This window comes from Candidatus Acetatifactor stercoripullorum (genome assembly GCF_944382095.1).
In the GTDB taxonomy this organism is placed as follows: Bacteria; Bacillota; Clostridia; order Lachnospirales; family Lachnospiraceae; genus Acetatifactor; species Acetatifactor stercoripullorum.
Map to the genome: position 1 here is coordinate 1 of NZ_CALWMU010000069.1, position 9,071 is coordinate 9,071.

Annotated in this window: 11 protein-coding genes; 10 read left to right on the forward strand and 1 reads right to left on the reverse strand. The window is 46.6% G+C overall.

All coding sequences use genetic code 11. The features are described from left to right. The 5 genes from SHK35_RS13785 to SHK35_RS13805 form a co-directional block, all read left to right on the forward strand. On the forward strand, window positions 1-388 hold a 388-nt coding region (locus SHK35_RS13785; protein WP_330638270.1), incomplete at its 5' end, for an NUDIX domain-containing protein. Between the two features lie 106 nt (window positions 389-494). Next, window positions 495-818 carry a hypothetical protein gene (locus SHK35_RS13790; protein WP_318704223.1) on the forward strand — a complete coding sequence of 108 codons (324 nt, stop codon included), beginning with the start codon at window positions 495-497 and terminating at the stop codon, window positions 816-818. Further along, window positions 812-1,732, forward strand: a complete 921-nt coding sequence (locus SHK35_RS13795; RefSeq protein WP_318710211.1) for a hypothetical protein — start codon at window positions 812-814, stop codon at window positions 1,730-1,732. Before SHK35_RS13790 ends, SHK35_RS13795 begins: the two co-directional genes overlap by 7 nt. Beyond that, entirely contained in the window at window positions 1,722-2,153 is a 432-nt protein-coding gene (locus tag SHK35_RS13800) for a GerW family sporulation protein (protein ID WP_318704225.1), read from the forward strand. The genes SHK35_RS13795 and SHK35_RS13800 overlap by 11 nt, the downstream gene beginning before the upstream one ends. A gap of 225 nt (window positions 2,154-2,378) precedes the next feature. Next, window positions 2,379-2,852 carry a hypothetical protein gene (locus SHK35_RS13805; protein WP_318710212.1) on the forward strand — a complete coding sequence of 158 codons (474 nt, stop codon included), beginning with the start codon at window positions 2,379-2,381 and terminating at the stop codon, window positions 2,850-2,852. Window positions 2,853-2,937: 85 nt separating this feature from the next. Here SHK35_RS13805 and rpmB read toward each other — a convergent pair whose 3' ends face one another. Continuing rightward, complete coding sequence (rpmB, locus tag SHK35_RS13810; protein ID WP_318704227.1) at window positions 2,938-3,123, reverse strand: 50S ribosomal protein L28; 186 nt, start codon at window positions 3,121-3,123, stop codon at window positions 2,938-2,940. Window positions 3,124-3,345: 222 nt separating this feature from the next. On the opposite strand from rpmB, the gene SHK35_RS13815 reads away from it, so the two are divergent. The 5 genes from SHK35_RS13815 to SHK35_RS13835 all read left to right on the forward strand — a co-directional run bounded on the left by SHK35_RS13815 (window position 3,346) and on the right by SHK35_RS13835 (window position 8,947). Further along, window positions 3,346-3,705, forward strand: a complete 360-nt coding sequence (locus tag SHK35_RS13815) for an Asp23/Gls24 family envelope stress response protein (RefSeq protein ID WP_318704228.1) — start codon at window positions 3,346-3,348, stop codon at window positions 3,703-3,705. Window positions 3,706-3,717: 12 nt separating this feature from the next. Beyond that, window positions 3,718-5,448 carry a DAK2 domain-containing protein gene (locus tag SHK35_RS13820; RefSeq protein ID WP_318710213.1) on the forward strand — a complete coding sequence of 577 codons (1,731 nt, stop codon included), beginning with the start codon at window positions 3,718-3,720 and terminating at the stop codon, window positions 5,446-5,448. Window positions 5,449-5,468: 20 nt separating this feature from the next. After that, the gene (recG, locus tag SHK35_RS13825; protein ID WP_318710217.1) at window positions 5,469-7,526 is read left to right on the forward strand and encodes an ATP-dependent DNA helicase RecG; all 2,058 of its coding nucleotides are present in this window, start codon (window positions 5,469-5,471) and stop codon (window positions 7,524-7,526) included. A gap of 66 nt (window positions 7,527-7,592) precedes the next feature. Next, window positions 7,593-8,462 carry a DegV family protein gene (locus SHK35_RS13830; RefSeq protein WP_318710214.1) on the forward strand — a complete coding sequence of 290 codons (870 nt, stop codon included), beginning with the start codon at window positions 7,593-7,595 and terminating at the stop codon, window positions 8,460-8,462. Window positions 8,463-8,473: 11 nt separating this feature from the next. Beyond that, on the forward strand, window positions 8,474-8,947 hold the full coding sequence (locus tag SHK35_RS13835; RefSeq protein ID WP_318710215.1) for a hypothetical protein: 474 nt from the start codon (window positions 8,474-8,476) through the stop codon (window positions 8,945-8,947). The last annotated feature ends 124 nt before the right edge of the window (window positions 8,948-9,071 follow it).

Sequence of the window (9,071 nt, forward strand, 5' to 3'; positions counted from 1 at the left end):
TATTTTATCATCTTTTTCCGCAAAAGGGCTTGTTTTCAGGATTTTTTGTGCGAATTATTTTTTTCCTTTCAGAACTGCCCTGCGGGAGGTGCTGGAGGAATCGGGAGCCAGGGCTTCTATTGTGAAGTATATCGGGAAAAGCGAATATTCCTTTTCCGTGCCGGAGGATACGGTGGAAAAGGAGGTACACTGGTATCTGATGATGGCCGACAGCTATTACAGCAGGCCGCAGAGAGAAGAATATTTTGTGGATTCAGGTTTTTACAAATACCATGAAGCCTATCATTTGTTAAAGTTTGCAAATGAAAAGCAGATTCTGGAAAAAGCTTACAGCGAGTATCAGGAATTGAAAAAAAATAACCTATGGGGCAGCCGGAAAAGCTTTTAAAACTTCCGGCTGCCATTTTCGTAAAATTGTTTTTGATTACAAACTGCATTTTCTGTGATATACTGTTTGGGAAAGCAACAGGGAAATTTTTGACAGGGAAATAAGTATGGTGAGAAAGCTGCAGTTTTCTTCCAAACTGTATCTGGGAGAAAGCATGAATGCCGTAAAATTGGATAAAATAAAGAAAAAGCTGTGCCATAAGCCGCTCCTTGCAGGGGTTTATGTGATTGCGTTGTCCAAAAATCCCAAAGACCAGCTGGAGATTTATGACGCAAGGCAGCTGGCCCAGCGCTATTACGCCAAATATCCGCCTTTCATTATCGGCATTGCCTCCGATTATAAAGAGGCGGTCAAGGTGCTTGAACAGATTGTGCAGGAATGTCTCAAAGAGCGGGGAGACTGCAGGCTGAAGGAGTTTTTATTATGTTAGCCCTACTACTGAAAATATTAAGCGTATTGGGAATCATCCTTCTGCTTGTGCTTTGTGTTTTGCTGCTTTTTCTTCTGCTTGTATTGTTTTTCCCGGTTTCCTATCAGATACAGGGAAAGCGCAGGGGCAGCGAAACGTATCTTTGCGTGAAAGGGCGGTGGCTGTTCGGAGCCCTTAGGCTGGCAGCGGCCTATCCGGAGCCTGGAAACCTGAAGGTAAAGCTTCTATGGATCACTTTGTTTGACTCCGCTTCTGGAGCAAAGGACAAAGCCTCCGGGACGGGAAAGAAAGAGAAGGAAACGGCAGCTGAAAAAACAGTGCAGACCAAAGAAAGGGAGGAATACCCGCAGGCAGAATCTCATTCTGGGAAATCCCCTGATAAAGAAGCGCCTGAGGGAGACTTCTCTTTGGAGGAACACTCTACAGAGAAGTCCTTTGAATCCTTTGCGGAAAAGCTCCAGGGATTTATTTTGGCAAAATATGAGAAGATTCTGTACACATTTCAGGGGTTCTATGATAAAATAAAGCATATTTGGGAAAATATATCTTATTACAAAGCAATTTTACAGGAGAAGGACACCAGGCTTTTGCTGGCCCATTTCAGGAAGCGGGCGGGAAAAATTTTAAAAGCGGTAAAGCCCCGCAGAATCAAGGCCGATATTCTGTTTGGAACCGGTTCCCCGGACACGACTGGATACGTCTTTGGAATCTATGGAATGCTTTCCCCGCATCTTGGAAAAGATGTAGCTGTTACCGCAGATTTTGGTCAGGCGGTCTTAGAGGGAGAATTATCAGCCGCAGGCCGCATCACCACATTCTGCATTCTGCGCAACGGGCTTCTTCTGGCAATGGATAAGAGGCTGTGGTTACTGATAGAGAAATTAAAGGCAGGGAGGACGAAAAATGGCAGATAAGGATAATCAGTTTCAGGGAGTGGTAGAATCTCTTCTCAGAGGGATGGATACCGTGCTTTCCACCAAAACGGTGGTGGGAGAGGCTACTCAGGTAGGAGACACCATCATCCTGCCCCTTGTAGATGTGACATTCGGCGTGGGAGCAGGCGCGGGAAATAACGGACAGAAAAATTCCGCTTCAGGAGCCGGCGGGCTCGGCGGGAAAATGACCCCAAGCGCAGTGCTGGTCATAAAGAACGGCTATACCAAGCTGGTAAATATCAAGAATCAGGATACGATGACAAAAATTCTGGATATGATTCCGGATATTGTGGACAAGTTTACCAAACCCAAAGAGGAAGGCGAAATGTCCGATGCGGAAGTTGTGGATATTGCCTTTCCCGATGACCAGGAATCTGAGGGCAGTGTGAAAACGGAATAATCCCGCATCTTTTGTGTGCAGACGCATAGAATAGAGTGAGATAAGAAATAGTTGGATAGCATGTCATCAAATATAAAAAAAATAATCGGGTTGATCGCTTTTTTTATCGCAATCGGCATGTTGTTGATGATTATTGTCCACAATCGCCTGATCGGTTTAATTCTCATTGCTCTGTTACTGTTTGCGGGGTATAATTGCTTCTGTGATGATTAAGAGGTTGGACTGATGATTGATTGGGAAGAAATAATCAGGGCAGAGAGTGTAGAGGAACTGAGAGAAGCCAAGCTTTGGCTTTTTCAGGAAAATATGCGGCTGGAAAATCTGAACCGCCGCATGATGCAGGAGAAGAAACGCCTGAAGGAGGAAAATCTGTTTTTTGAAAAGAAGCTTGCAATTTTGCAGGACGGCTTCCGTCAGCTGGAAGAGGACAGGCGCTGCCTGGACAGGGAACGCCAGATGTTTGACAGGGAGAAAATGGAATGGGACAGGATGTTTTACAGGCAGAGGCAGGACGAGCCCAGGCTGTCAGGTGATAATGTTGCCCAGGCGCTGTTCCGCAATGTAAAAAATAATCCACTTGCGCTCCGTAAGCGGTACAAAGACCTGGTGAAGATTTTTCACCCGGACAACCTGTTTGGGGATGAAGAATTGATCCAGCTGATTAACAGAGAATTTTCCAGACGAAGAAGAGACGAATAAAAAAGCAGGAGTGATTCTTCACTTCCTGCCTGTTTCATTCACAAAAGGATGTCCGCAAAGCGTGACATCCATTGTTTTTTCATGCTTAGGCTCTCTCTACCAGACCGGCTCTCAAGCATCTGGTGCAGACGTGCAATTTCTTTGTTCCGCCGTTGACCTTGCATTTAACATTTTTTACGTTGGCCTTCCAAACTGCATTGGTTCTTCTATGAGAATGGCTTACATTATTTCCAAAATGAACGCCCTTACCACAAACATCACACTTAGCCATCTTGACACCTCCTCAACATTTGCGCATGGGTCACGCTTACTTTACTTGCTTGCACAACTTATATTGATACAAATTCACAACATTGATATCTTAACAGAAAAGCACAGGAAAAGCAAGGGGGAAAAATCTTTTTTTTTCAATTTTTGGAATTTTTAGTTTCTTTTTTTGGGGAAAGCTGTTAGAATACAATATATATGTCTGAAATCAATAAGGAGGTTCAATATGAAAGGTTCTTCTATGAATACCCATCTGGGCAGCATTGTGGTCGACAATGAAGTGATCGCCCAGTATGCAGGCAGTGTGGCAGTAGAATGTTTTGGCATTGTAGGTATGGCTGGCGTGAATGTGAAGGACGGTCTTGTCCGTCTGCTGAAAAGAGACAGCATCACCAGAGGAATCAGCGTATCTATCAGCAATAACAAACTGATTTTGGATTTCCATGTAATTGTGGCTTACGGCGTCAGCATTTTGGCAGTGGCAGATAATCTTGTAAGCAATGTAAAGTACAAGGTGGAAGAATTTACCGGCATTGAAATTGAAAAAATCAACATCTTTGTGGAAGGTGTAAGAGTGATTGATTAAGGAGGATTTACCGTGGATTTACAGCAAATAGACGCCAAGATGCTCTCAAAAATGTTCTTGGCCGGAGCAAAGAATTTGGAAAATAAGAAGGAATGGATCAATGAATTAAATGTATTTCCCGTTCCTGACGGCGATACCGGCACCAATATGACAATGACTATCATGTCTGCAGCCAGAGAGGTGTCTGCACTGGGGGAAAATGCCGATATGGGATCCATCTGCAAGGCTATTTCCAGCGGCTCCCTGCGGGGGGCAAGAGGAAATTCCGGCGTTATCCTCTCCCAGCTTTTTCGCGGCTTTACCAAGAGCATCAGAGAGGAGAGCATCCTCACTGTCCCTGTATTTACAGCCGCCTTTGAAAAAGCGGTGGAGACTGCCTACAAGGCTGTTATGAAGCCCAAGGAGGGAACCATCCTCACTGTAGCAAGAGGCGTTTCCGAGAAGGCGAAGGAGCTTTCTGAGGACGGCGTTGAAAACCTGGAGGAGTTTTTTGGTGCGGTGCTTGAGCACGCAAGGTATGTGCTGAGCCAGACCCCTGAAATGCTTCCTGTGTTAAAGCAGGCTGGCGTTGTGGATTCCGGCGGACAGGGGCTGGTGGAGGTGTTAAGCGGCGCTTTCGACGCCTTTTTGGGCAAGGAGGTGGATTTGAGTCTTGCGCCATCCGATCAGGGAGCTTCCTCCGTAAGCCGCAGCGCATCCATGGAGGCTCAGGCAGAGGCGGAGATTAAATTCGGCTATTGTACGGAATTTATCATTCTTTTAAACAAGCCCTTCAATGTGAAAGCGGAAATGGATTTTAAGGCTTATCTGGAATCCATCGGCGATTCTATTGTATGTGTAGCGGACGAAGATGTGGTAAAGGTTCACGTACATACCAATGATCCTGGTCTGGCCATCCAGAAGGCATTGAAGTACGGAGCCCTTTCCAATATGAAGATTGATAATATGCGTCTGGAGCATCAGGAAAAGCTGTTCAAGATGTCTGAAAAGGAAGCTTCCCAAAAAGCGGCTGAGGAGACAGAGAAAAAGGCCGGGGAGGCAAAGAAAGAGTCTGAAGCTGCAGAGGAGGCAAATAAGCCGCCCAAAGCCATGGGATTTATCGCGGTTTCCATCGGCGAGGGCCTCAATGAAATTTTCTCAAGCCTTGGCGTGGATTATATCATTGAGGGGGGACAGACCATGAACCCCAGCACCGCGGATATTCTCGACGCTGTGGAAAAGGTGAACGCAGAAACCATTTTTATCCTGCCAAACAACAAGAATATTATTCTTGCGGCAAACCAGGCCTCAGAGCTTGTGACGGACAAAAATCTGCTGGTCATCCCCACAAAGACGATTCCTCAGGGAATTACGGCGGTCATCAATTTTGTTCCGGAGCTTTCTGCAGATGAGAATGAGGAGGCTATGCTCCGGGAAATCACAAATGTAAAAACAGGACAGGTCACTTATGCGGTGCGGGATACGGTAATTGACGATAAGGAAATCCGAAAGGGCGATTATATGGGAATCGGCGACAAGGGTATCCTGGCTGCAGGAGAAAGTCTCACAAACATCACCGAAAAAATGGTTTCGGAAATGGTAGATGACGCTTCTGAGCTGATCAGTGTTTACTTTGGCTGTGACGTAGACGAGGCGGATGCGCAGCTTTTGAAGGAATCTCTGGAGAGTGCATATCCCTCCTGCGATATTGAGCTGCAGTATGGAGGACAGCCCATTTACTATTATGTGATCTCCGTGGAATAATAGGATTTCTGAAAAATATGATGAAGGAAACTACGCCTATTATTGAGATAAAGGGAATCGGGGAAAAAACCCGGAAGCTTTTTGCAAAAATCGGTGTGGAAACTGCGGGAGATCTGCTTGCCTGCTGTCCACGGGATTATGAGCTTTACAAAGAACCGGTTTTGGTGGCACAGACCCAGCCCGGGCAGGTGTGCGCCATCTGCGTTTCGGTGACAGGCATTCTGGGCCAAAAAAAATTGAAAAGCCTGGATATCTTGAATGTGGCTGTTTCGGACCGCTCAGGCGCCATGCAGCTTACCTTCTTTAATATGCCCTTTTTAAAAAAGGTATTAAAGCCAGGGATCAGATATCTTTTCCGGGGAACCGTCCAGAGCAGAGGGGCTGCCAAGGTAATGGAGCAGCCAAAGCTATTTTCCCCGGAGGATTACCAGAAGCTCACCGGGAGACTGCAGCCCAAATATCCTCTTACAAAGGGTCTGACCAACCAGACGGTCTCCAAGGCAGTCAAACAGGCCCTTTCTTTTTATGAATTTGAACCGGAATATTATCCTGCTTCTATTTTAAAAAGATATCAGTTGCTTTCCAGACAGGAGGCTGTGTGCGGCATTCATTTTCCGAAGGATCAAGAGGAGCTGGCGGCCGCCAGAAAACGTCTGGTTTTTGACGAATTTTTTTCCTTTTTATTTCTGCTGCGGAAAAATAAGGAATATACCCAGACCCTTCCCAATCAGTATCCTATGTTTGAAACTGCCGATACTGTCCGCCTTTTGGAAAAAATGCCCTTTCCCCTTACCGGAGCCCAGAAAAGGGTTTGGCGTGAGGTGCGGGAGGATTTAAACAGCCCCGGCTGCATGAACCGGCTGATTCAGGGGGACGTGGGCTCCGGCAAAACCATCATTGCCTTGCTGGCTCTTTTGATGTGTGCGGCAAACGGCTTTCAGGGGGCCTTGATGGCTCCTACAGAAGTGTTAGCCATGCAGCATTACGAGACGGTACAGGAGTATATGCAGAAATATCAGGCTGCCTTCCGTCCCGTTCTGCTTGTGGGCTCCATGACAGCAAAAGAAAAAAAAGCAGCTTATGAAAAAATTGCTTCCGGGGAAGCCAACCTTGTAATCGGCACCCACGCCCTGATTCAGGAAAAGGTACAGTACCGCTCCCTTGCGCTGGTGGTGACGGACGAACAGCACCGTTTCGGCGTAAAGCAGAGAGAGCAGCTTGCCGGGAAGGGAAACAGTCCCCATATTCTTGTCATGAGCGCTACCCCCATTCCAAGAACCCTGGCAATTATTCTCTATGGAGACTTAAATATCTCTGTGATAGATGAGCTTCCCGCCAACCGGCTTCCCATAAAAAACTGCGTAGTGAACACCGCCTACCGTCCCAAGGCATATGCCTTTATCGCAAAGGAAGCAGCCATGGGGCATCAGGCATATGTGATCTGCCCCATGGTGGAAGAGGGGGAGCTGGAGGATACGGAAAATGTGATTGATTATACGCAAAAGCTTAGGGCAGCCCTTCCTTCCGACGTTCAGGTCGCCTATCTGCACGGGAAAATGCGTCCTTCCGAAAAGAACAGGATTATGGAGGAATTTGCCAAACGAAACATTGATGTTCTTGTGTCAACCACTGTAATCGAGGTGGGCATCAACGTGCCAAACGCCACAGTGATGATGGTGGAAAATGCCGAGCGCTTCGGTCTCGCCCAGCTTCATCAGCTCAGAGGCCGGGTGGGAAGGGGAGACTGCCAGAGCTACTGCATTTTTATCAATACCAGGGAAAATAAAGAGACAATGGAACGGCTTGAAATATTGAACCACTCCAATGATGGATTTTTCATTGCCTCACAGGATCTGAAGCTGAGAGGTCCGGGAGATTTGTTCGGCATCCGCCAAAGCGGGGAGTTCGCTTTTCGAATGGGAGATATTTACACGGACGCCCCCATCCTGCAGCAGGCGTCTGAGGCTGTGGAAGAGCTGATGAGGAATGATCCGCAGCTTTCCGGTGAGGAATATCTGCCCTTAAAGCAACATTTGCTTTCCGAATCAGGGAATGGTGTTGACTTTCGCTCCATATAAGGATAGAATATTCTAAGCTCTCATAAAATAAATATAAATTTTAAGGAAAGGTATGGTCATTTCAGCATGGCGGCGATTGCAATTGTTACGGACAGTAACAGCGGTATCACACAGAAGCAGGCGGAGGAATTGGGGGTTTTTGTTCTTCCCATGCCCTTTATGATCGACAACGAGACTTATTTTGAGGACATCAATCTGACGCAGGAGGAATTTTACCAGAGACTGGCTGCAGGCGCTGAGATCGGAACCAGCCAGCCCTCACCCGAATCAGTTATGAATCTTTGGGACAAGCTTTTGAAGGATTACGATGAAGTGCTTCACATTCCCATGAGCAGCGGGCTGTCCGGCTCCTGTGAAAGCGCCATGATGCTGGCTAAGGAGTATGGCGGCAGGGTTCATGTGGTGAATAATCAACGGATTTCCGTTACCTTGCGCCAGTCGGTATTGGATGCCAGACTTTTGATGCAGAAGGGTATGTCTGCAGCCCAGATCAAAGAATTTCTGGAAGCAGACAAATTCAACAGCAGCATTTATATTATGCTGGATACCCTGTACTATTTGAAAAAAGGCGGAAGAATTACGCCCGCCGCAGCTGCAATAGGAACCATGCTGAAGCTCAAGCCGGTTCTTACCATTCAAGGAGAAAAGCTGGACGCCTTTGCAAAGGCACGAACCACCAATCAGGGCAAAAGTATTATGATAAATGCCATTCGAAACGATATTGTGAACCGCTTCGGCGGTTTTACCGAGGAAAAAGGCATCTGGCTGCAGATGGCATACACTCATAATGAGGAGGCTGCCGAGGTATTCCGGGCAGAGGCAGCCGCTCAGTTTCCGGGTTACGATATTTGGATGGATCCGCTGCCCTTAAGCATTGCCTGCCATATTGGGCCGGGCTCCCTGGCATTGGCCTGCTGTAAGAAAATTGAAGTGTGAAGGTACCTAAAATGAACACTGTATGGATCATTTTGTTTTCTCTGTTCCTCAGTACGGCCCAGATATCCTTAGATGCAGTCAAACCTGACAGACTGCCTGCTGAGGAAGCCAATGAGAATGCTGCTGCTTCCCCGTTTACAGTGCCGATATCTGCCGCCTCCCGCTATGGTGAGGTTTTCATTACACCAGACCCTTATGGAAGTGGATATAAATTAACCTATCTAAAAGGAGAAGAAACGGACTATTGTAAAATCACCTGTTTAAACGGCTCTTTAAGCGGTCATTTCCTGGATGGGGGAGGAGAGCTTTCTTATTTTCCCGCCCAGGGGAAAGACAGAGATATCTCTGGCAGAAATCCCAATTCTGTGGATGTTTTAAGTATTGAGTATTTTGATAAAAATGATCGGCTGACAGCCTTCCATTCTAAGGTAATATACGAGGATTTATACGGCGGTCTCTATTTTGGCAGTGACCTGACCCCTTGACTTTAAATGCTCTAAGCGGTTTCCTAATCATGATTTTTCTCATGGTTAGAGATGCGGCTTAGAGCATTTTTTAACGAAAGCAGTCACTGAATTGTAACCTTTCCCTGTTATAATAATAAGTGAG